Origin of the sequence: Cognatishimia sp. WU-CL00825, assembly GCF_040364665.1 — a bacterium.
Lineage (GTDB): Bacteria > Pseudomonadota > Alphaproteobacteria > Rhodobacterales > Rhodobacteraceae > Cognatishimia.
Window position 1 is genome coordinate 206361 of sequence record NZ_BAABWX010000001.1, and the last position, 21540, is coordinate 227900.

At 54.4% G+C, this 21540-nt stretch carries 23 protein-coding genes and 2 tRNA genes; 15 read left to right on the top strand and 10 right to left on the bottom strand.

Annotation, left to right across the window (positions count from 1 at the left end):
- Positions 1-48 precede the first annotated feature (48 nt).
- Entirely contained in the window at positions 49-951 is a 903-nt protein-coding gene (locus ABXG94_RS00975; protein WP_353531781.1) for an EamA family transporter, read from the top strand.
- A gap of 10 nt (positions 952-961) precedes the next feature.
- Here the strand turns inward: ABXG94_RS00975 and ABXG94_RS00980 are convergent, their stop codons facing one another.
- Positions 962-1684: an NUDIX hydrolase gene (locus tag ABXG94_RS00980; RefSeq protein WP_353531782.1), complete on the bottom strand. Its 723-nt coding sequence runs from the start codon at positions 1682-1684 to the stop codon at positions 962-964.
- A gap of 254 nt (positions 1685-1938) precedes the next feature.
- Here ABXG94_RS00980 and ABXG94_RS00985 point away from each other — a divergent pair, with 254 nt between their 5' ends.
- From ABXG94_RS00985 to ABXG94_RS01000, 4 genes are all read left to right on the top strand, one after another.
- Positions 1939-2427 carry an EF-hand domain-containing protein gene (locus ABXG94_RS00985; RefSeq protein WP_353531783.1) on the top strand — a complete coding sequence of 163 codons (489 nt, stop codon included), beginning with the start codon at positions 1939-1941 and terminating at the stop codon, positions 2425-2427.
- Between the two features lie 100 nt (positions 2428-2527).
- Positions 2528-3112 carry an RNA polymerase sigma factor gene (locus ABXG94_RS00990; protein ID WP_353531784.1) on the top strand — a complete coding sequence of 195 codons (585 nt, stop codon included), beginning with the start codon at positions 2528-2530 and terminating at the stop codon, positions 3110-3112.
- Positions 3105-3491, top strand: coding sequence for a hypothetical protein (locus ABXG94_RS00995; RefSeq protein WP_353531785.1), 387 nt, complete (start codon positions 3105-3107; stop codon positions 3489-3491). The genes ABXG94_RS00990 and ABXG94_RS00995 overlap by 8 nt, the downstream gene beginning before the upstream one ends.
- 4 nt (positions 3492-3495) lie before the next feature.
- The gene (locus ABXG94_RS01000; protein ID WP_353531786.1) at positions 3496-4008 is read left to right on the top strand and encodes a periplasmic heavy metal sensor; all 513 of its coding nucleotides are present in this window, start codon (positions 3496-3498) and stop codon (positions 4006-4008) included.
- 6 nt (positions 4009-4014) lie between these two features.
- Here the strand turns inward: ABXG94_RS01000 and ABXG94_RS01005 are convergent, their stop codons facing one another.
- Positions 4015-5388: a diguanylate cyclase domain-containing protein gene (locus ABXG94_RS01005; RefSeq protein ID WP_353531787.1), complete on the bottom strand. Its 1374-nt coding sequence runs from the start codon at positions 5386-5388 to the stop codon at positions 4015-4017.
- A gap of 76 nt (positions 5389-5464) precedes the next feature.
- On the opposite strand from ABXG94_RS01005, the gene ABXG94_RS01010 reads away from it, so the two are divergent.
- The 5 genes from ABXG94_RS01010 (at position 5465) to ABXG94_RS01030 (ending at position 9944) form a co-directional block, all read left to right on the top strand.
- Positions 5465-5749: a DUF3572 domain-containing protein gene (locus ABXG94_RS01010; protein WP_353531788.1), complete on the top strand. Its 285-nt coding sequence runs from the start codon at positions 5465-5467 to the stop codon at positions 5747-5749.
- A 54-nt stretch (positions 5750-5803) separates the two neighbouring features.
- Positions 5804-6502 carry an HAD family hydrolase gene (locus tag ABXG94_RS01015; RefSeq protein WP_353531789.1) on the top strand — a complete coding sequence of 233 codons (699 nt, stop codon included), beginning with the start codon at positions 5804-5806 and terminating at the stop codon, positions 6500-6502.
- A gap of 17 nt (positions 6503-6519) precedes the next feature.
- Complete coding sequence (locus tag ABXG94_RS01020; protein ID WP_353531790.1) at positions 6520-8265, top strand: DUF4153 domain-containing protein; 1746 nt, start codon at positions 6520-6522, stop codon at positions 8263-8265.
- Positions 8266-8331: 66 nt separating this feature from the next.
- Positions 8332-8919 carry a heme NO-binding domain-containing protein gene (locus tag ABXG94_RS01025; protein WP_353531791.1) on the top strand — a complete coding sequence of 196 codons (588 nt, stop codon included), beginning with the start codon at positions 8332-8334 and terminating at the stop codon, positions 8917-8919.
- Positions 8916-9944 carry a diguanylate cyclase domain-containing protein gene (locus ABXG94_RS01030; RefSeq protein ID WP_353531792.1) on the top strand — a complete coding sequence of 343 codons (1029 nt, stop codon included), beginning with the start codon at positions 8916-8918 and terminating at the stop codon, positions 9942-9944. The genes ABXG94_RS01025 and ABXG94_RS01030 overlap by 4 nt, the downstream gene beginning before the upstream one ends.
- A 30-nt stretch (positions 9945-9974) precedes the next feature.
- On the opposite strand, the gene ABXG94_RS01035 is transcribed toward ABXG94_RS01030, so the two are convergent.
- From ABXG94_RS01035 to ABXG94_RS01055, 5 genes are all read right to left on the bottom strand, one after another.
- Positions 9975-10049: transfer RNA gene (locus tag ABXG94_RS01035), tRNA-Glu, on the bottom strand.
- Positions 10050-10093: 44 nt separating this feature from the next.
- Positions 10094-10168 (bottom strand) — tRNA-Glu (locus tag ABXG94_RS01040).
- Positions 10169-10338: 170 nt separating this feature from the next.
- Entirely contained in the window at positions 10339-12081 is a 1743-nt protein-coding gene (recJ, locus tag ABXG94_RS01045) for a single-stranded-DNA-specific exonuclease RecJ (protein ID WP_353531793.1), read from the bottom strand.
- 39 nt (positions 12082-12120) lie between these two features.
- Positions 12121-13092 (bottom strand): class II fructose-bisphosphatase, encoded by a 972-nt coding sequence (gene glpX, locus ABXG94_RS01050; RefSeq protein ID WP_353531794.1) that lies wholly within the window; start codon positions 13090-13092, stop codon positions 12121-12123.
- Positions 13093-13181: 89 nt separating this feature from the next.
- On the bottom strand, positions 13182-14468 hold the full coding sequence (locus ABXG94_RS01055) for a homoserine dehydrogenase (protein WP_353531795.1): 1287 nt from the start codon (positions 14466-14468) through the stop codon (positions 13182-13184).
- Between the two features lie 218 nt (positions 14469-14686).
- On the opposite strand from ABXG94_RS01055, the gene ABXG94_RS01060 reads away from it, so the two are divergent.
- Positions 14687-15277, top strand: a complete 591-nt coding sequence (locus tag ABXG94_RS01060; protein ID WP_353531796.1) for a TetR/AcrR family transcriptional regulator — start codon at positions 14687-14689, stop codon at positions 15275-15277.
- A 75-nt stretch (positions 15278-15352) separates the two neighbouring features.
- Here ABXG94_RS01060 and ABXG94_RS01065 read toward each other — a convergent pair whose 3' ends face one another.
- A complete protein-coding gene (locus tag ABXG94_RS01065) occupies positions 15353-16264 on the bottom strand; it encodes a pirin family protein (RefSeq protein ID WP_353531797.1) in 912 nt (303 codons plus the stop codon).
- A 121-nt stretch (positions 16265-16385) separates the two neighbouring features.
- Here ABXG94_RS01065 and ABXG94_RS01070 point away from each other — a divergent pair, with 121 nt between their 5' ends.
- On the top strand, positions 16386-16799 hold the full coding sequence (locus ABXG94_RS01070; RefSeq protein WP_353531798.1) for a PaaI family thioesterase: 414 nt from the start codon (positions 16386-16388) through the stop codon (positions 16797-16799).
- A gap of 492 nt (positions 16800-17291) precedes the next feature.
- Here the strand turns inward: ABXG94_RS01070 and ABXG94_RS01075 are convergent, their stop codons facing one another.
- Entirely contained in the window at positions 17292-18713 is a 1422-nt protein-coding gene (locus ABXG94_RS01075) for an aminotransferase class V-fold PLP-dependent enzyme (protein WP_353531799.1), read from the bottom strand.
- Positions 18714-18821: 108 nt separating this feature from the next.
- On the opposite strand from ABXG94_RS01075, the gene ABXG94_RS01080 reads away from it, so the two are divergent.
- Positions 18822-19289 carry an Lrp/AsnC family transcriptional regulator gene (locus ABXG94_RS01080; RefSeq protein WP_353531800.1) on the top strand — a complete coding sequence of 156 codons (468 nt, stop codon included), beginning with the start codon at positions 18822-18824 and terminating at the stop codon, positions 19287-19289.
- On the opposite strand, the gene ABXG94_RS01085 is transcribed toward ABXG94_RS01080, so the two are convergent.
- Positions 19290-19976 carry a cupin domain-containing protein gene (locus ABXG94_RS01085; protein WP_353531801.1) on the bottom strand — a complete coding sequence of 229 codons (687 nt, stop codon included), beginning with the start codon at positions 19974-19976 and terminating at the stop codon, positions 19290-19292.
- A 134-nt stretch (positions 19977-20110) separates the two neighbouring features.
- Between ABXG94_RS01085 and ABXG94_RS01090 the strand changes: the two genes are divergently transcribed.
- Both ABXG94_RS01090 and arsB read left to right on the top strand, forming a co-directional pair.
- Positions 20111-20470, top strand: a complete 360-nt coding sequence (locus tag ABXG94_RS01090; protein WP_353531802.1) for an ArsR/SmtB family transcription factor — start codon at positions 20111-20113, stop codon at positions 20468-20470.
- A complete protein-coding gene (gene arsB, locus ABXG94_RS01095; RefSeq protein WP_353531803.1) occupies positions 20463-21521 on the top strand; it encodes an ACR3 family arsenite efflux transporter in 1059 nt (352 codons plus the stop codon). The genes ABXG94_RS01090 and arsB overlap by 8 nt, the downstream gene beginning before the upstream one ends.
- Positions 21522-21540 lie beyond the last annotated feature (19 nt).

Here is a 21540-nt window from a genome sequence, read left to right on the forward strand (position 1 = left end):
TATGGTTTTTTCGATGGTATTCCGCGCATGGCGGCGCAATAAACCCCTATGGAATTATGGATTTTTCTTTCGATCAGTGCTGCGCTGTTTCAGACCGTGCGCTTTATGCTTCAAAAACATCTAAGCCAGGTGAAATTGACAGCCAGTGGAGCCACATTTGCGCGTTTTGTTTATTCGGCCCCTGTGGCCTCGGCGATTGCGCTGATTTATTTCTGGCAGTCAGGCCAAGCCTTTCCCGGTTTTTCAACAGGGTTCTGGGCCTACGCCATTGTTGGTGGAACCGCTCAAATCACCGCAACCGTCTGCACGGTACTGTTGTTTGGCCGCCGAAATTTTGCAGTTGGTCTGACGCTGATCAAAGTGGCCGTATTGCTTGCGGCTTTATTTGGCTGGGTCATGTTGGGTGACCGCGTCTCGCTGTTGGGGCTTGGTGCCATTTGCATCGGGTTTGCAGGGGTGCTGGTGCTGTCAGACAAGTCTTCGGTTGAAACCGCATGGTGGCGGCGTCTTGTCAGCCCATCTGCGGCTTTAGGGCTGTTGGGGGGCGCTTTGTTTGCGGTCTCTGGGGTTGCCTATCGCGGCGCGACATTGGCCGTTGAAAGCGCCTTGCCGTTTGAACGCGCGATTGTGACACTGGCCATTGTCACCGCCTTTCAGTTGGCAAGCATGGCGGTCTGGCTTTACGTGCGTGACCGCGCGGAAATTATGCGCGTGCTCAGTGTTTGGCGCACCGCAGGGTTTGTTGGGCTGACGAGCTTGGCAGGGTCGTTTTGTTGGTTTTCAGCCTTTACGTTGCAGAACGCGGCCTATGTGAATGCGGTCGGGCAGGTGGAACTAATCTTTGGGCTTATCGCCACAATGTTGTTTTTCAAAGAAAAAATAACGATGCGCGAGTTCCTTGGGATCCTTCTAATATCCGTCAGCGTTTTGGGATTGGTGATCTGGTCCTAGGCCCAAACGTCTAGCCACCCATTTCGTGCTTGGTCAAAGAGCGCCCATAAAGACGTTTGAACAAGCCCGCTTCATCGGTGTTCTTAAAAAACGGTACAGATGCTGGGGCCGCGTCGGTTGTCAAATGCGCTTGTACCTCTGCCAAAACCACTTCGGTGATAAAGGGTAGATCAAACTCGCGCGCGTCCTGCAGCGGCACCCATTGCAAATGGGAAAGCTCGTCGCTGGCATGGGAAAAGTCGTCGATATCACCTTGGATGTGCTCGGCATCCAACTGAAAAAACCGCGCATCAAAGCGCCGGGGGCGACCCGGCGGTGTTATGGCGCGAAAGACAAATTGCAGCGCTGCGGCATTGGGCACATGCCCTTGGTCGGCAAAACCGGCCCAATCTTTCGGGATGGCTGATTGCCAACGCCCCGCAGTGCCTAGCCGCAATCCCGTTTCTTCCCAAAGCTCGCGCACCGCAGCAACCGCAAGCGCATCGGCAAGACCGGGCAAGGTCGCGCCGTGCTGCTCTTCTGACAGCCTTTCAAAACAGGGCGCGGGCACAGAACCCGCCAGGGCAATGTCAAAGTCCTCAGCATCTACTGCGCCGCCCGGAAAGACAAATTTATTGGGCATGAACGCCGCCTTTGCCCCGCGCTGCCCCATTAAAATGCGCGGCGCGGTCAACCGGTCGCGCACGACAATCACAGTGGCAGCGTTACGAATAGCGGTTTTGTCCTGCGTCATACGAATTCCCCTGATCTCACCACGCAGCTAGGTCTGGAAATGGAATAATTCCGCCATGTGTGTTGCTCAAAGCCTATAGAAACCGCGTGACCCAGCCAACCAGAATAAGCGCGCGCTTGTCTGTGCGGTCCCTGAAAACGTGACGTAATAAGTTTTTTAAAAAAATTTTGAAAACCGCGACGGAAACTTCACTGCCACGCGTTTGACCTTTTGAAAACGGGCATTAAGCCGGTTGAAATCGAAAGGAAGAAAACATGAAACGTGCAGTACTTATTTCCAGCGTAACCGTTGTCGCCCTGGCCCTTGGCGCAGCCACTGTCTCTGCCAAAGGCATGGGGGGTAAACACGGCCAGCAGGGCCCGCGCTTCAATTTCGAAGAAGTAGACGCCAACGCTGACGGTAAAATCACATTGGAAGAAATGGCAGCCCACGCACAGTCCAGATTTGCCGCTGTTGATACGGATGGCGACGGCAACCTGTCAGCAGACGAATTGCAGGCCGCGAAAGAAAATGCGCGCGGCGAGCGCACACAGCGGATGATCGAGCACCGTGACACCAATGATGATGGCATGCTGAGCTTTGAAGAAATGCAGCCAAAAGATGATCGCGCTGCCAAGATGTTTGAACGTCTGGATGCAGATGGCGATGGCGCGCTCAGCGAAGAAGAGCTGGCCAAGATGAAAGGCAAACACAAGGGTAAACGCAAAGGCGGCAAGCGCGGCGAAGACAAGTCGTCAAACTAAGCGTTCACGCCTGACCTGTGCTCCGCCATATCCCCCGATTGGGCGGGGCACAGTTGTAACGATTGCCACATTTGACGGAACAGGTTAGTCCAACAGGACAATGGAAATGCCGCGAGACACCTTTGACGATGTAAGCGACGATGCCTTGTTGGTGTTATATGCCAATGGGGATGCGTCAGCGGCGCGTGTTTTGACCTTTCGGTTGACGCCAAAGGTGTTTGGGCACGCCTATCGTATGTTGGGTGATCGGGCCGAAGCTGAAGACATTGTGCAAGAGGCTTTGGTGCGGCTCTGGAAGCTTGCTCCGGATTGGCGACAGGGTGAAGCCAAAGTGACCACCTGGCTATATCGCGTGGTTGCAAACCTGTGTACGGATCGCTTGCGCAAACAGCGTGGGGTGGCGCTGGATGCCATTCCAGAACCAGAAGATGACGCCGCAAGTGCCGCCGAAGTGATGCAAAACAAGGCGCGTGTGGATGCGCTGCAAGACGCCTTGAACACTTTGCCCGATCGTCAAAAGCAGGCTGTGATATTGCGCCACATCGAAGGCATGACCAATCCTGAGATTGCAGAGATCATGCAAGTCGGGATCGAGGCGGTCGAAAGCCTCACCGCAAGAGGCAAACGGGCACTTGCCAAAGCTTTGGCAGACCGAAAAGATGAGTTAGGGTATTCAAATGGCTGACAAGAACCCAATGGATGATATGCTGGATGGCCTGTTTGCAGAGGCAAAAGCCGACCCCCGCGCGCAGGTCGATATGGGGCTGATGACCCGTGTTCTAGACGAAGCTGACAGGTTGCAACCCGTTGCGCCAACGCCGGCGTCTGCAAAGCCACTGAACAGTGCCCCACGTCGCCCACTTGCGCAGGTTCTGTATGACATCTTGGGGGGGTGGCAGGGCACATCCGGCCTTGTCGCCGCCACAATGGCCAGCGTCTGGATCGGATTTAGCGGGGCCGACAGCCTGTCGGTCGAAAGTTTTCAAGCTGTCATCAGCGGGGATGCAGAATATTACCTGTCGGACCTAAGCGGTGAATTCAGCTTTGATAGTGAAGAAGGATAAGCACATGGCGGCACAAAATTCAGACAGCCAACCGCCCAATCCAACGCCGCGCGCTCCGATGCGTCGCAGCATTAGGGTTTTGCTGATAGGGTCCTTGGCCCTCAATCTGATTGTTGCGGGCTTGGTTGGTGGGGCCATGTTGGGCAACAAACGCGTCGGTGACCGTCCACCGCGCGACGTTGATTTCATGGGGGCTTACACACGTGCCTTGCCAAACGAAGACCGTCGTATCCTGGGCAAGGCCCTGCGTGATCATCACCGCGCTGCGGGGCTTTCGCGCGACGCGGTTCGCAATAATCTTAAAGAGACTTTGCAAGCGCTGCGGGCGACGCCGTTTGATCCAGACAAAGTCGCGGCGCTGTTGGAAGCGCAGTCCTCTGTTGCCTTTGAGCGGCGCGAGTTTGCGCAGGATTTGTTGCTGCAACGTTTGACAGCCATGTCAGACCAAGAGCGTCAATTGGTGGCGGATCGGTTTGAAGATGCCCTTACAAAGCGCCCCAAAAAGCTGCGTAAATAACAGCCTTCAGGCATGTTCCGGGTGAAAATAAGTTTGGTCGCGGCCGTGTGATTTTGCGCCATAGAGCGCTTTGTCTGCTTCCTGCAAAAGCAAGTCGATTGGCGCGCCGTCGCCGCCCATGGTGATGCCAATGCTCATGGTGATCGGCACGACGAGGTTTTGGGTCTTGATTGCAATCGGCGTTTCACGCATGGCAGCGCATAGCCGCGTGGCCGACCTGTCAGCCTGCGCCACGCTTACGTCAGGTAAGGCGATTAAGAACTCTTCGCCACCAATCCGGGCTACCATATCAACTGCGCGTAAATGATCGCGCATACGGCGGGCGGTCTCAGCCAGAACCGCATCTCCAGCCGCATGGCCATAACAATCATTTACTTGCTTGAAATGATCCAGGTCGGCGATCATCACAGCAAAGGGCTGCCCTGCTTGGCTTGCCTGTTTTGCGAGCCTGGTAAGATGTGGCAGCGCATAGCGACGATTAAAAAGACCTGTCAACGGATCGGTCAGCGCGGCTTGCCAGCCATCATTTACATGGGCTCGCAATTGATCCGAAAAGCGTTTGCGTTGCACCAGCCCCGAGATGCGCAGGGCAATTTCTTCCGGGTCAAAACCATCGGTGACAACTTCATGCGCCCCAAGATCCAAAGCATCGACCAAAACGCCGCGGTCATTCTTTGATAAAACGCCCAATATGCCGGAATTGCGCGTCGCCGCGCGCGCCCGAATTTCAGCCACAAGACGCAACGACAGCTCCGGTTGATCGCGATCGATCGCGATGACAAATACATCCGGCACATTTTGGTTGGCAATGTCACTCAAAGCTTCGTGCAACGGCAACGATTTGACCCGAAAGGGGAGCAGCGGGCCAAGCAGAGTGCGCCAACGCACCCCAATCGCCAAATCAGCGCCTGTAATTGTAATCAGCGCCGGTTTTTGGAATTGAGCCTGATCTTCGGCAAGCCCAAGCATTTCAGAAGTATGGGTGCGCAGATCACTTTCGGCGACATTTTCTGTCGCGCGCAACAGGCTGCGCAACCGGGCCAGCAGGACCAGGTCATCCAAAGGCCGCACCAACACGTCGTTAACGCCTGCCTTTAGGGCCGCCAGCTTTTTCTTGCGATCACAGGCCGATGTTAACAAAACAATAGGGATATGTGCGGTGTCAGGGTTCTTGCGCAACTCTTTACAAAACCGCAGCACATCCAAATCCTGCATTTGTTCGTTCAGTAAAATGATGTCGGGCACCACTTTGGCAATACTGTTGCGTGCTTCTTTGGCCGTGGCGGCTTGCGACACTTCGTAAAACGCAGTTGACAGCCGAACTTTCAAAACGATCCGGTTCGTGGCAATGCTGTCTATGATAAGCAATTTGCCGGGCATTGATCCTATCCTTGCCAAATGTTGCCTACCATTAGTATTCAGCTAGGTTAACAAACCCTTTCGGAAGCCGTAAAAAATGTCCTTTTCTCCAGAAACCGCTGAAACCCTTGCATTACAGGCGCTTAGCTGGCTTGCGGGCCATGATGAATTGATGCCAGTCTTCCTGGGAAGCACCGGTGTCTCTGTTGAAGATGTTAAGAAACAGGCTGGAAATTCAGAGTTTCTTGGCTCTGTGTTGGATTTCATAACCATGGACGACAGTTGGGTGATAGAATTTTGCGACAAACATCAATTGGAATACACAGCCCCGATGATGGCGCGCCAATCGCTGCCCGGCGGTGCGCAGTTTCATTTCACCTAGGGACTGCACGGGCCATGTCACCAGTATACTCACCGAAATTCATGAAAGAAAACCATGCGCGTTGACGGACTGATCTTTGATAAAGACGGTACATTGTTTGATTTTGATGCCACTTGGAACCAATATACCGTCAGCGTGATCTCGTATTTCGCACAAGGGCGCGCGGCACAAATGGCAACTATTGCCAATGTGCTGGGGTTTGACCTGTCTGCAATGGCCTACCACCCCACTAGCCCGGTGATTGCCGGAACCAATAGGCTGGTTGCAGAGCTATTGGCCTCGGTGGTGACGACCCATGATGCGGATGAGGTTGAGCGGTATTTGACGCAAACTGCCGCGCAGGTAAAGTCGGTGCCTGCGGTTCCGCTCGCCCCCTATTTGCGCGGGCTGAAAAACCAGGGGCTTAAACTTGCGGTTATGACCAACGACAGCGAATTTGGTGCAAAATCGCATCTAAATGACGCCGGCGTTTCAGAGTATTTTGAGGCCATCATTGGGGCCGACAGCGGATATGGTGCCAAACCGGATGCTGATCCTTTGCACGCCATCGCTGGGCTTTTGTCACTGGACCCGGCTCAACTTGTCATGGTGGGCGATAGCACCCATGATTTGCTGGCTGGGAAACGCGCAGGCATGCGTACAATTGGCGTGCTTACAGGTGTTGCAGACAGTACAGAACTGTCCCCATACGCAGATTTTATTTTTGACGACATTGGCGGCGTAACCGATTGGCTTAAAACAGTAAATACCTAAGCGGAGTAAGTATATCCATGCCCGAAAATCTCCCTAATAGCACCGCGAGTCGCGCCTATCTCTGCGGGATCGGGGCCTTGGCAGGTCTGTCTCTTTGGCTCTTGTTTGACGTGCTGCCTGATGCGCTTGGAAATCAATATCTGCTCTTGTGGATCGCCAGCACATCAATGGCGTTTTTCGGTCTGACCCTTGGGCTCAGCGGCTATCTGCACCCCAAACAAGCGTTGGGCGTTGCCAGCGTCTGGGCGCTGTTTTGCGGTGCGCTTTTGCAGTGGAGCAGTCAACGGTATTTTGAATTTGACGACCTGTTTGAAGCCGGGTTTGCGCCACTGTGTTGGGCCTTGCTTGTGCTTTTAGGGGCCCCTTTTGGCGCAGCTATCTTGCGCAGAAATCTTTGGGATTACAGGTATTTGTTTGATACAGCCTGGGGCATCGTTGTGCGCTATTTTGCCGGCTTCATCTTTTTGGGCCTCTTCTGGGCGTTGATATTTCTGTCTGACGCCTTGTTTCGCACGGTTGGTTTAACCGTCATCCAAGATCTGCTGGATATTGAACCCGTGCCCTTCGTGCTTTCAGGATTGGTGCTGGGGCTTGCCTTGGCCGTGGCGCAAGAGCTTAGCGATTTTATTTCGCCCTATCTCGTGTTGCGGCTGATCCGCTTATTGGTGCCATTGGTGTTGATTGTGGTCGCAACATTTATAGCCGTTTTGCCAGCGCGCGGGCTTTCAAACCTTTTTGGCGACTTTTCAGCCGCGGCAATCTTAATGTCGGTCACGCTGATCAGCATTACGATGATCACCTCTGCATTGGACCGTGACGATCAGGGTGCCGTCGCAACTCGGGTGCTGTATTGGTCCTGCAAAGCGCTGATCCTTGCGTTGCCATTGCTCTCGGGACTGGCGCTTTGGTCGATTGTGCTGCGCGTAGAGGCCTATGGTTGGACACCCGAACGTTTGGCTGCGGCGCTGGCTGCGGCTTTAGTCTTTGCTTATGCGGCCCTCTATTTGGTCGCGCTGTTGCGCGGTGCGCGCTGGATGGCACACATCAGACGCAGTAATATCGTGATGGCGCTTGCGGTAATGGCGCTGGCGGCCCTTTGGATGACCCCGGTGATGCACGCAGAACGCATTGCCGCGCAATCCCAATTGGCTCGGTATCTATCGGGAAAATCCACCGCACAGCAATTTCCAGCCTGGGAAATGCAAAACAAATGGGGTGTGGCGGGCCAAGCAGTTATTGCCCAATTGCAATTGGACCCCACAGCCGTGCACGCAGCTGTGTTGGCCGAGCTTGCCCGTGCCAAGGGTCTGACCAGCTATCAATTTGAACGGGGCAATACCGAGAAAAGCAGCGAAACCCTGGCGCAGGAATTACAGGGCCTTGTGGTCGTCAGCGGTCAGGAATTGCTGGATGTAAGCCCAAAGTACGACAGGCTTTCAAACAGGCATCTGAAAAAATGGGTGCAGGTGTGCAGCCAAGCCACCACGATGAAATGTCATCTGATTGTCGGGCCATTTGCAGATTACGGCGCGCTGTCAGCTCTGTTCTTTTTGCCCGATCAACCAAAAACCGTATCTGTTTATGGGCTTGTCTGGGACAATGGTGCTCTCATTGCAGCGCGCGCCCTAAAGGACAAACTGGGCCAAGTTCTCTCGCTCACCCCCACACAAATGCAGGCTATTTTGGATGGTCATCACAAAGTGGCACCCGCTACCCGTCAATCGCTTTGGATAGGTGATTTGGAAATAATTGCAAACAATTAGATCTATTGGGGAAATCTTAAAAACCTCGCTCCCATACTAAGCCTCAGGATTTGAGGGAAGTGTGGCATGCATGGGCTGATCAACAGGGCCGTTCAATGTTTCGTTCGCGATACATATGGGCAAGAACGCTGGCTCAGTGTTACGCGCGCCTCTGGGCTGGATTTCACTGATTTTGAGGCCATGTTGCACTATGACGATGCCCTGACAGAGCAGGTGGTTCAGGCCATTGCCAAGGCCATTGGCGTGCCGCGCGAAGCGGTGCTCGAAGATATCGGCACATATTTGGTCACCCATCCCAATGTAGAGGCGCTGCGCCGCTTGTTGCGGTTCAGCGGCGTGACCTTTCTGGAATTTCTGCATTCTCTTGATGATCTGCCAGAGCGGGCGCGCCTTGCGGTCGAAGATCTCGACCTGCCAACGTTTGAGTTGCACGAACATGGCAACAACAGGTTTAGTTTGCATTGCTCGCATCCGCATATTGGGTTCGGTTTTGTTATGATGGGAGTATTGCGCACCATGGCGGACGATTATGGGGCGCTTGTGCTCTTGAATTACGAAATTGACACCAAATCAGTGGAAATCATCGAAATAACCGTGGTTGAGACAGCCTTTAGCGAGGGGCGTCGTTTTGAACTTGGGGGGCGTGTGGGATGACAATGACCAGCAGCCTGCGCCAGCTTTGTGCTTTTCTTGATTTGCTTTGCCCCATGCATTTGGTGGTTTCAGACACTGGTGAAATTCAACATGTGGGACCAACTTTGGCAAAGCTAAGATCTCGTAAGGTCCTAAGTGGGCTGCCTTTTCTAGAGGTTTTTGACCTGCAAAGGCCGCGTGCGATCAAATCGATGGATCAGATGTTGAACGCTACCGGAACCCGGTTGCACATGCGGTTTTGTGATGCGCCACAGACCGGCTTTCAGGGGGTTGTCGTCAAATCCCCAAGCGCAGAGGCTGCGGTGATCAATCTAAGCTTTGGCATCAGCGTTCTGGACGCGGTTCAAGACTATTCCCTAACCAGCACCGATTTTGCTGCGACCGATTTGGCCATCGAAATGCTCTATCTTGTCGAAGCCAAATCCGCCGCGATGGAGGCATCGCGCAAGCTTAATCACCGGCTGCAATCAGCGATGGTCGCCGCCGAAGAACAAGCCTTTACCGACACTCTGACAGGGTTAAAAAACCGCCGAGCCGTGGATCATATCTTGCCCAGGTTGATGGAGAACCAGACCGGGTTTGCGGTGATGCAAATGGATTTGGACTTTTTTAAGAAAGTGAATGACACCAAAGGACACGCCGCCGGTGATTTTGTTTTGCAGCAAGTGGCACGCATTCTGGTCGAGGAAACCAGAGAGCAAGACCATGTCGCACGCGTTGGTGGCGATGAATTTGTACTGGTGTTTGAGAAAACCCGCTCTCGCAAAATGCTTTCGGGAATTGCCGGTCGGATAATCGAGCGTATTCAAGAGCCTATGTCATTTCAGGGCGAGACCTGCTCGATTTCTGCGAGCATTGGAATCGCGCTTTGGCATCCCACGGAACCGCCATCTCCGGATCAGATCGTCGCCAATGCTGATGTGGCGCTATATGCTTGCAAAAACAATGGGCGTGGTTGCAGCAGTTTCTATGAGGATTTGCTGGGCGAAGAAATCGGCACAGCGCTTATTCCAATGCCGGATTAAAACCAACAAGTGTTTTGATCCAAGGGGAAATGGCAGCCCGTAGGGGAATTGAACCCCTCTTTCCAGGTTGAAAACCTGGCGTCCTAACCGATAGACGAACGGGCCAGAAACTTTTGTTTCCATGTTCTTTCTCAAAAACATAGCTTGAATGGCAGCCCGTAGGGGAATTGAACCCCTCTTTCCAGGTTGAAAACCTGGCGTCCTAACCGATAGACGAACGGGCCGTATCAAGCGTGAGCCGGTATTTAGGCAATGCGTGCAAGCGGTGCAAGTAGAAAATTACGGCGGCAAGCATTTTTCTTACCACAAAGAGAGCGGGCCACAATAGATCCCTAGCCGTCCCGGCTTTGGCCGGGGGCACCCGCCAATCCACAGCAAGAAATACACAATAAATTCAAGCCTCTGCAGCGTCTTCCAGGCGCAGTTGTACGGTTTGGCGGCCGCCCCAGGTGTTAATATCCAAGCGCCCGGCGAGGTGAAACCGCTTGCCTTTGTGGTTTTCAAGGGCCGGACCTAGCGCGCTGTCAAAGGCCCCAAAGCAAATGGCCTCTAGCCGTGCGGCCAGCCCATCGCTGAAAGTGATCTTCAGATGGCTTTCGCCAATACGCTTGGCAAATCGAATCTCGACATCCGGAAAGGCAAATCTTGGGGCAGGGGCGCCGGAGCCAAACGGGCCAGCGGCCTCTACCTGATTGACCAGATCAATCGAGGCGGCACCGGGCATCAGCATACCGTCCAATTTCAGATCCGCTGGGCCCATGTCCCCCGCACCTTGTTTGGCCAGCAATTCCGTCAAACGCGCCATAGCGGGTTCAAGTTTGTCGCGGGTCACCGTCAGGCCAGCAGCCATTTTGTGACCGCCACCTTTAACCAGCAGCCCCTCGGCTGCAAGCCGCTGAATGCACGCTCCCAAATCGACGCCAGCCACTGAACGGCCAGAGCCCTTGCCCTCATCACCATCAAAGCCAATCACAATCGACGGCCGGTTTGTCGCTTCTTTCAGGCGGCTGGCGACAATGCCAACCACCCCGGGGTGCCAGCCGTTTCCAGAGGCCCAAACCAAGGGCAAGTCCAATCCCCGGTCTTCGGCCTGATCCAACGCCGCCGCACGCACGCCGGCTTCGATGTCCCGGCGCTCGGTGTTCAACTCGTCTAGCCGATCGGCAAGCGCGCGCGCTTCGTTTGGATCTGCCGTCGCCAACAGACGCGCGCCCAAGTCGGCCTGTCCAATACGACCACCAGCATTGACCCGCGGCCCCAGCAAAAAGCCAAGGTGATAGGAATTTGGCGCGGTATCCATGCGGCTGACATCCGATAGGGCCACCACACCCACGCGATTGCGCCGCGCCATCACCTTCAGACCTTGACGCACAAGGGCGCGGTTGACGCCGATCAAAGGGGCAACATCTGCAACAGTGGCCAACGCAACCAGATCCAGCATGCTCATCAAGTCAGGGCCTTGCGCCCCATCATCGCGCATCTGCCTGTTGGCCTCTACCAGCATCAAGAACACCACCGCAGCCGCGCAAAGATGCGCCAATTCACCCGTTTCGTCCTGCCTGTTGGGGTTCACGACCGCCAGACAATCGGGCAAGGTTTCCCCCCCCAAGTGGTGATCCAGCACAATCACATCCGCCGCCTTGGCCGCGGCAATCGGCCCATGCGAAAGCGTGCCGCAATCCACGCAAATGATCAGATCATGGGCCGCCGCTAATTCAGCCATCGCCGCTTCATTTGGGCCATAGCCCTCGTCAATACGATCGGGCACATACAGCGTGGCTTGCAGGCCAAGCTCGCGCAACCAAACAATTAACAAGGCTGCCGAGGTGCCCCCATCCACGTCATAATCGGCAAAAACCGCAATCTTTTCGCGGGATTTCACGGCTTGCAGAAACCGGGCTGCGGCGCGTTGCATATCTTTCAGGCTGCGCGGGTCTGGCAACAAATCCCGCAGCACCGGGGCAAGAAAGCTTTCAGCCTCTTGGGCCGAAACACCGCGCCGTGCCAGAACCTGACACAGGGGCCGTGGCAGGGTGGTTTCTTGCTCCAGCAATTCTGCTGCACGGTCAAGATCAATCGAGGGACCGACCCAGCGTCGTCCCGTCAAGGAATTGGAAACATTCAGAAAATCACGCATAGCGACGCCCGTCTAAGCGCGCGCCGCGCGCGATTTCAATTACAGCGAGTCTGTTGGAGTGCGATAGGTCATGCGGCGCACAGAGCCGGATTTTGACCGCATCAACAACGTGGTGGTTTCCAGCCAGCCCGGTGCCCGTTTGATACGTGGCAACAAAGACCCTCCGGTCACGCCGGTGGCGGCAAAAATCACGTCCGCTGTCACCATATCATCGCGGCTATAGATGCGGTCAAAGTCGGTGATACCAGCCTTGCGTGCCCGGCCACGTTCATCGTCGTTGCGGAACAAAAGCCGGCCAAAAATCTGCCCACCCATGCATTTCAGCGCAGCAGCGGCCAGAACGCCTTCGGGTGCGCCGCCAGAACCCATATACATGTCGATGCCGGTGGTCACGCTGTCGGCGCAATGCATGACGCCTGCTACATCGCCATCGGTGATCAAACGGATCGATGCCCCTGTGCTGCGCACTTCGGCGATCATTTCTTCGTGGCGCGGGCGTTCCAGAATGCACACTGTGATGTCTTCTGGCATGCATCCCTTTTCTGTGGCCAGTGCCGAGACCCGCGTCGCAGGTGGCATGTCCAAGGTCACGATGCCTTCCGGAAACCCCGGACCGATGGCCAGTTTGTCCATATAAACATCTGGCGCGTGCAACATGGATCCGCGTGGCCCCATGGCAATCACAGTCAGAGCATTTGGCATGTCTTTGGCGGTCAGTGTTGTGCCTTCAAGCGGGTCCAGCGCAATATCCACACCCGGGCCGTTTCCAGTGCCCACTTCTTCGCCGATGAACAGCATCGGAGCCTCATCACGCTCGCCTTCGCCGATCACCACGACGCCCGCAATATCTAACAAGTTAAGTTGTTCGCGCATTGCGTTTACCGCGGCCTGATCTGCGGCTTTTTCGTCGCCGCGCCCAACAAGCGTGGCCGAAGCCAAAGCCGCTTGTTCAGCGACACGGGCAAGCCCAAGTGACAGCAGACGATCGTGAAATTCTGGCGTGGTGGTCATAAATGTGGTCCTTGCAAATCGTTCCACAAAAAGTCTAGCGGGCAGGGCGCTTGGGAACAAGCACTCTGCCCAAAAAGACCAAGGATCTCTTAGACGTTTTCGATCCGCAGGGCGACAGGGTCGCTTGCCAGAACCCCGGTAGAGCTCATAGCTGCAATCGCCTCGTTCAAGGCGCTGCGCTGGGTTTTATGTGTGACAATCAAAACGGGTGCTTCTGATCCGTCGTGCTGCCCCTGGCGCATACGGTCAATGCTGATGCCAAATTCGCCCAGAACGGTGGCCACTTTGGCCAAGGCACCAGGACGATCCAGCAAGGCCATGCGCAAATAAAACGGTGCCGGAGAGTTCGATTGCGCCGGTTGTGTGCTTTCCAACGCACCAACGGGCACCCCAAAAGTCGAGATCCGCAAGCCGCGGGCAACGTCACAAACGTCGCCCATAACTGCGCTGGCGGTGGGGCCTTCGCCTGCACCAGGTCCGCGCAATACAATCTGTTCCACCGCGTCGCCCTCAAGCACCACCATATTGGTGCCGCCGGTCAACTGCCCCAAAGGGCTGTCCGCGGGCACCAAACATGGGGTCATACGCTGTTCCAGCCCTCGGCCAGTCAATTGCGCGACCCCCAACAGCTTGATGCGATAGCCCAGATCTGCCGCCTGATTGATGTCTTCGATAGAAATGCGCTGAATGCCTTCCAACTCGACGCCGTCAAAGGCAACCTTGGTGCCAAAGGCGATAGAGGACAACAAAGACAGTTTGTGGCCAGCATCAATGCCGCCTACATCCAGATTTGGGTCTGCTTCCAGATACCCCAAAGCGTCCGCTTCCGCAAAAACCTCGTCATAGGGCAATCCCGCGTCTTGCATGCGGGTCAAAATATAATTGCAAGTGCCATTCATCACACCCATGACGCGGGTGATGTCATTGCCAGCCAGACCCTCGGTCAGCGATTTGACCACCGGAATGCCACCGGCAACGGCGGCTTCAAAACGGATAACACAGCCCTTGGCCTCGGCGGCTTCTGCCAGGGCCTGACCATGAATGGCCAAAAGCGCCTTATTGGCAGTGATAACATCTTTGCCTGCGGCAATCGCTGCCTCGGTGGCGTCTTTGGCGGGCCCTTCATGGCCGCCCATCAGCTCGACAAAAACATCAATATCGTCGCGTTTGGCCAGATCCACCGGATCATCTTCCCAGGCATAGTCTGCGAGGTTGACGCCGCGATCTTTGTCGCGTGATCGGGCAGAGACTGCGGTGATCACAATCGGGCGTCCGGTGCGTGCCGCCAAAAGATTGGCTTTTTGACGTATGATTTTGACAACGCCGACACCAACGGTGCCAAGCCCGGCAATGCCCAGGCGCAAGGGGGTGGTCATCATAATCTCCTTTAACTCGACGGCTGGCTTGCCGTTTAGCCAATTGTGCACCGCGCTGCAATCGCGCGTTCGATCAAAGCGCCGATTTTGCCCCGAATTTGCGTCAGCTTTGCGGAAAACAGGCAGCGCTTTGACCTTGCGTCGTGCTTGATCTAAAGAATAGAACAAGTGTTCACTTTACCGCGGGCCCTTTGGGTCAGCGCAACGCAGAGGCATCTTTGGCACGCACATCCGGATCACATGCTGACAAAACCGGTCCGCGGGTTTCGCAGGCTGCGCTGTCCTTATTTGCGCAGCACGGCTATGCGGCCGTTTCGATGCGCAAAATTGCCGGTGAAGTTGGCGTGCAAGCTGGCGCGCTTTATAACTATATTCCAGACAAACAAAGCCTATTGTTTGGCCTAATGCAGACTCACATGCAGGACCTAAGTGATGCATGGCAAAAATTGGATAAGCCTGACCAACCCGTTGATCAGCTTGAACAATTTTCCAGATTTCACATACGATTTCACCACGCAAGACAAGATGCGGTTTTCATTTCCTATATGGAATTGCGCAACTTGACGCCCGAAAATTTCAAAGCCATTGAAATTCTGCGCAGCGACTATGAGACCGAAGTCGAAAAGATCCTTAAGGCGGGCGTCGCCACCGGCGCATTTCAGGTCGCGGACACCAAAATTGCCGCGATGGCGCTGATTGCGATGTTGACCGGCGTGAATACTTGGTTTCGAGAAGGCGGGCGGCTGTCCCTTTCAGAGATTGAAACGATCTATTGGGACATGGCGCGCAAAGCTGTGGCGGCGTCCTAGGTTGCCCCAAATGCCCGACAGTCCGACACGGCAGCTCGGTGTCAGTTGCCATGTCAGAATATGTGTCGCGTCGCCCTAATGAGCCGGCTTGATAAAGGTCCCGTTGTTCAGATCAGACATGGCCTGACGCAATTCTGCCTGCGTGTTCATGACAATAGGTCCATGCCACGCCACGGGTTCTTGAATTGGTGCCCCTGAAATCAAAAGAAACCGAATGCCCTCGGGGCCAGCCTGAACAGTGACCTCATCGCCAGTCCCAAACCGAACCAGCGTGCGGTCTCCGGACATATCCCGGATGTTAACCTCTTGGCCTGCAATTTCTTTTTCCAAAAGCACGCCTGTTGGTTGGCTTGCATCCGCAAAGGCACCGGCCCCCTCAAAGACATAGGCAAAGGCCCGGCGATACGTGTCGACCGGAAAGGTTTTTTTGACCCCAGCGGGTACAAAAATATCCAGGTATTGCGGATCTGCGGCAATGCCATCCACGGGCCCGCTTTGTCCCCAAAAATCGCCAATAATAACTTTCACGCGGGTGCCGTCGTCTTCCAGAATTTCCGGAATCTCGGCCCCCTTGATGTCTTGATATCGAGGGTCCGTCATTTTAAGCGAGGCCGGTAAATTGGCCCAAAGCTGAAAGCCATGCATTTGGCCGCGTTTGTTGCCCTTGGGCATTTCCTGGTGCATGATTCCAGACCCGGCGGTCATCCATTGCACATCCCCAGCGCCCAAAACGCCGGTGTTGCCCAAACTGTCGCCGTGCTCCACAGCGCCATTCAGCACATATGTGATGGTTTCTATGCCACGGTGCGGATGCCAGGGGAATCCTTTCTCAAACATTTCTGGGCTGTCATTGCGAAAGTCATCAAACAACAGAAATGGGTCAAGCTCGGTGGGATCTTGAAAGCCAAATGCGCGGTGCAAGTGCACGCCGGCCCCTTCTAGGGTCGGTTTGGCTTGGCGGTTTTCCAATGTGGGTCTCAGAGACATGGTGGTGCTCCTTTCGCAATTTATCTAGGGTGCGCCAGTTGTCGCGCCAAGGGGTGGATCTGTGCTCTGGCGAACGCAACTTGTGCAAAGAGTGTCAATCTACCTTAAGGGGAATTTGGCGATGGGTAAGACGACTTTGGATCCGCGGTTAAAAGAGCCAAACTCTGCTATGCAGGATCATCTGGGCTATCAGTTGACCCATTGGGGCCAAGACCATGCACGCCTTAAGCAGCCAATAAGCGCGCAAATCATGAACCGGGCAGGCATACCACACGGCGGGTTATACGCCACGCTGCTTGATACCGCCATGGGGTTTTCCGGATGTTTCACCGGCGACCCCGCACAAAAAAGCATCGCGCTGACCCTGACGCTGAATGTCAATTTTCTCAGCCAGCCCACCGGTGCTTGGCTCTATGCAGAGGCAACTGTTACGGGCGGCGGCAAATCCACGTTCTTTGCAGAAGGGTCGATTTTGGATGAAAACGGCAGGCTGATCGCCCACGGTACAGGCGCATTTCAACGTCGACAGGGCTGAATAAACCCGGTAAATGGCAATTTGGGGCCAATAATTACTTATACAAATTACATATTTTGGATCGTAATATGGTCTTTTCTTGAGATATTTTATCCAAATACGATATTTGTCCAAATTCTACCAGTGTGCGCTCTGCAGGTGAAACAAATGCCAGATAGGTTTTGATGCTCAAGAACAATCACGCGCCTTGGTGGTCTATTACAGGCATCGTGATATTTAAATATTAAAAAACAATGCATTACATGGATTTCATAAAGTAAAATGGCGGCCAGTAACGGCGATAACCCTGCTTAGAACTCCAAGACCCAGCAGGTGCCCAACGTAAGAAACGATGGGGCTGACCTTTTGAGGTAAATTGATTTTGAATTTATAGAACTTTCTGGCGTTACGTTTTGTCCATATGCCGAACGCAGGTTTTAATTTATTAAAAACAACAATTTACGGGTGTTTCCAAATGCAATTACTCGCAATTACCCACAGGTTATCCACAAGTTACGCACAGGCATTGATATCACCTTGCTGTGCAAATTGCGCTACAAGTTGCGGTACACAGTGCAAAATATGCGAAATACTCTCTTCGGACATCAAGTAACTAAGGTTCAGGCGAATGAATCCAGGTTTGTCCTTTTCCTGACCGCGCAGGATGTCTTGGCGCAATTTGTCAGACTGCTCTTGGCTGATTGAAAGCAACTGATGCACATAGGGGCCAGCGCAGGAACAGCCACCACGCGCCTGAATGCCAAATTGATCAGACAGCGCGCGGGTAAAGTCGTGATAGTTCACGATGTTGCCGCGCGCATCAGTTGGGGCAAACGATAGAAAGGGCAAACGTAGTGTCTGGGCGGGGGCCAAAAGGTTTAAATGTGGCACATCTTGCCAGGCGGCAAAGGCCCGGTCAGTCAACTTTTGGTTGATCATGGTGATTTGATCTTGCCCAATCGCCTGTTTCACAATCAGGGTTAGCGCCGCTCGGATGTCGCCAATAACGTTTGGCGTGCCCCCTTCTTCGCGCTGCTCGATCCGCGCCACATAGTCGTGTTGATGGGCATTTACAAAAGCCACAGTGCCGCCGCCGGGCCGTTGGGGTGTCTGTGCCACAACCGCATCGCGACGAACAATCAACACGCCAGAGGCCCCGGGCCCGCCTATGAATTTATGCGGGCTGAACACCAAGGCATCAATGTCACAGCCAGCGGGTGACATCGACATTTCAAGATAGGGGCCACCTCCGGCATAGTCCCAGATCACGCGGCCACCATAGGCTTTGACAAGTTTTGTGACTGGGCCCGGGTCGGTGCAGACCCCTGTGACATTTGACGCGGCTGAAAAGGCCCCTACCTTGACGCTGCTGTCTGGCAAAGTTCTTAAGACTTGCTCCAAGTCTTGCAAATCAACGCCACCCCCGACGGCTTCTGCGATTTCAATCACTGTTGCGCCGCTTTCACGCCAGGGCAGGATATTTGAGTGATGTTCATAAGGTCCTACCAAGACAAAAGCCTGGCGACCATCGCGTGCTGCCTCTGCAAGACCAAACAAATGCACTAATTGGTTCAAGCCCGTTGTCGCGCCAGAGCCACCAAAAATCACAGCATGGTCCAAAGCGTTGGCCCCGCATTTTTGCGCAATAATCGCACGCGCGCTTTCACGCATTTGCGTCATCTTTGCCCCGCAATAGCTTTGTTCTGTGTGAGAATTTGCATAAAACGGCAAGACCTCCTGCATCACAAAATCCTCGACCTGCCGCAGCGCGCGCCCCGAGGCAATGTAGTCTGCATAGACCAGTTTCTTGCGCCCAAACGGTGTAACAATTGACAGACCTGCGCCAATCAACCCGTCCCTTAGCGCCGCTATCGGATCGGGCAAAGCTGTGAGCTGGTGTTCAAATTCCATCAATTTACAAGTTTCGTGGGTCATGTGATCGCTCTTTCATCTATTATGCAAATAATATGATCGATTAAACATCAATAATGTTTGTCAAAAACACTGTACAAATCAGAAATCTTGTGTCATTTAATAGAGAAAATGGAAAAAACAGACGAAATTGATCGCCGCATACTGGATGTGCTCCAACGCGACGCTGCCTTGTCTCAGAGAGATATTGCAGATCGGGTAGGGCTGTCGCAGAACGCACTTTGGCGGCGGCTTAAACGTCTGGAAGAGGCTGGTTTTATGCAGGGCGCGCGCATGCGATTAGACGCATCGCGGCTGGGTCTGGATCTGACAGTGTTTGTCATGGTCCGGACCCGCAACCACTCTGTGCAGTGGGCGGACAATTTTCGCAAACATGTGGCGCGCATCCCGGAAATCGCCGAAATGCATCGCATCGGCGGGGATTGGGATTACATGCTCAAGGTCGTCACCCGCGGCATGGCGGGGTATGACGCCGTGTACCGGCGGCTGACGTCAAATATCGAAATCGATACGGTCACCGGTCTGTTTTCAATGGAAACCATGTTGGATGACCGTCCACTTGATGTGTTTGGCGGCTGACTAGCTGCCCGCTGCCCACTGGGCTAAATGGTCTGGGGTCAGATGCCCGGTTTTTACGTAAATCAAGCAGCCTTCCTCTGTAAACGGTTTGTGCTGTGAAAGATGCGGGCTTCGGATCCAACTGCCGGCAGGGTAATCCCCATGCTCGTCCTGAAACGTGCCTTCCAAAACAAAAATCTCTTCACCACCCCAATGGCGGTGTGCATTAAATCTTGTGTTCGGTGCCCAACGCACCAAGGCAACATTTTCGGAGGTCGAAGAATGCAGCGGCAACACACTCAGGCCGTCGATCAAGCCAGGGCGAAACTCTGACGCCTTGGTGTCGATCGCAAAATGCGCCGTGTCATCTGCGTCAAATTGGTGCAGCTTTACAAAGATTGTACAGCCTTGTTTCGTGTGTGGCTTATGTGCGGTGCCGATTGGATTGCGCACATAGCTGCCCGCCGGATAGTCGCCGCTTTCATCGGAAAAAACGCCTTCCAATACAAAGAATTCTTCGCCGCCACCATGGGTGTGAGCGTCAAAGTAGGACTCTGGTGCAAAACGCACCAAGGTTGTGGCGCGCGCCACCTCGTCGCCAACCCGGTCCAGCATCATGCGCTCAACGCCCGCCGCAGGGGAGGTGATCCAATTATAGTCTTGCGGCCGGATGACCACTTTTTCATCAAACTCGGCATTTAAACGCATGGCGTGATCCTTTTGTCTATCTACCACTAGATAGGTAAAATCCGCACCCTGTCAAGCGCCCTGTTACCAAAACGTCATGCAATTCGGGCTATTTATGGTTGACCTGGAAAACTCATATCAATAAATCCAGATATATGGATAAATCAAACGCCTTAAATGCTTTTGCCGCCCTCAGTCAGGCTTCCCGATTGGATGCCTTTCGCCTATTGGTCCAAGCCGGTCAAACCGGCATGTTGGCGGGCGAGGTGTCCGATGCGCTGAACGTGCGCCAAAACACTATGTCGGCCAATCTGGCCATACTGCTCAGCGCAGGACTGCTGCGCAATAAACGCGAGGGCAGGGCGATCCGCTATTTCGCCCATATGGAGGGGCTCAGCGGTTTGTTGGGTTTCCTGCTGCAAGATTGCTGCGGCGGACGCCCGGATCTATGTGAACCCCTGATCAAAGACATCGCCTGCAACGGCGCGGCCCCAAAGGAAAAATCAAATGAGTGATGCAACCCAAGCCGCGCAGGTCGAGGCTGGCCTTGGCACTTTTGAACGGCTGCTGTCCCTGTGGGTGGCGCTTGCCATTTTGGCGGGACTGGTCCTTGGAAATATAACGCCCGGTGTATTCGCCGGGCTTGCAGGGCTGGAAATCGCCAAGGTCAATTTGCCCGTTGCAGTGCTGATCTGGGCCATGGTCTATCCAATGATGGTGGGAGTCGATTTTGGAGCGCTCAAGCAAATTGGCGACCGTCCCAAGGGCATCGTGATCACGCTTGTGGTGAATTGGCTGATCAAACCCTTCACCATGGCCGCCTTGGGGGTATTCTTCTTTAACACCGTCTTTGCCGGGCTGATTCCGCCGGATGATGCCCAGGCCTATATCGCGGGTGTCATTCTGCTTGGTGCCGCCCCCTGCACAGCCATGGTGTTTGTTTGGTCAAACCTGACCAAGGGCGACGCGACCTATACCCTGGTCCAGGTCAGCGTGAACGATGTGGTCATGGTTTTTGCCTTTGCGCCCATCGTCGCCTTTTTACTGGGGGTCACGGACATCACCGTGCCCTGGGATACATTGCTCTTGTCGGTGCTGCTCTATGTGGCATTGCCGTTGATTGCAGGCCTAATCACCCGGAAATCCCTTATGAAACAGGGCGGTACCGCCAGAGTCGACGCATTTCAAACCAAGGTCAAACCAGCCTCGATCTTCGGCCTCTTGCTGACAGTGACGCTGCTCTTTGGGTTTCAGGGCCAAGTCATCCTCGAACGCCCCTTGGTGATCCTGTTGATCGCCATTCCTCTGCTGATCCAAAGCTATGGCATCTTCTTTGTCGCCTATGGGGCCGCGCGCGTTTGGGGGGTGCCGTTTAATGTGGCAGCACCCTGTGCGCTCATTGGCACATCCAATTTTTTCGAACTTGCCGTGGCCGTCGCCATAAGCCTCTTTGGCCTTGGCTCCGGGGCCGCGCTTGCCACCGTTGTGGGGGTGTTGGTCGAAGTGCCTGTGATGCTATCGCTTGTTGCATTTGCCAACCGCACCCGCGGCTGGTTCCCTTCTTGATCTGCCCTAAAGGACTGAA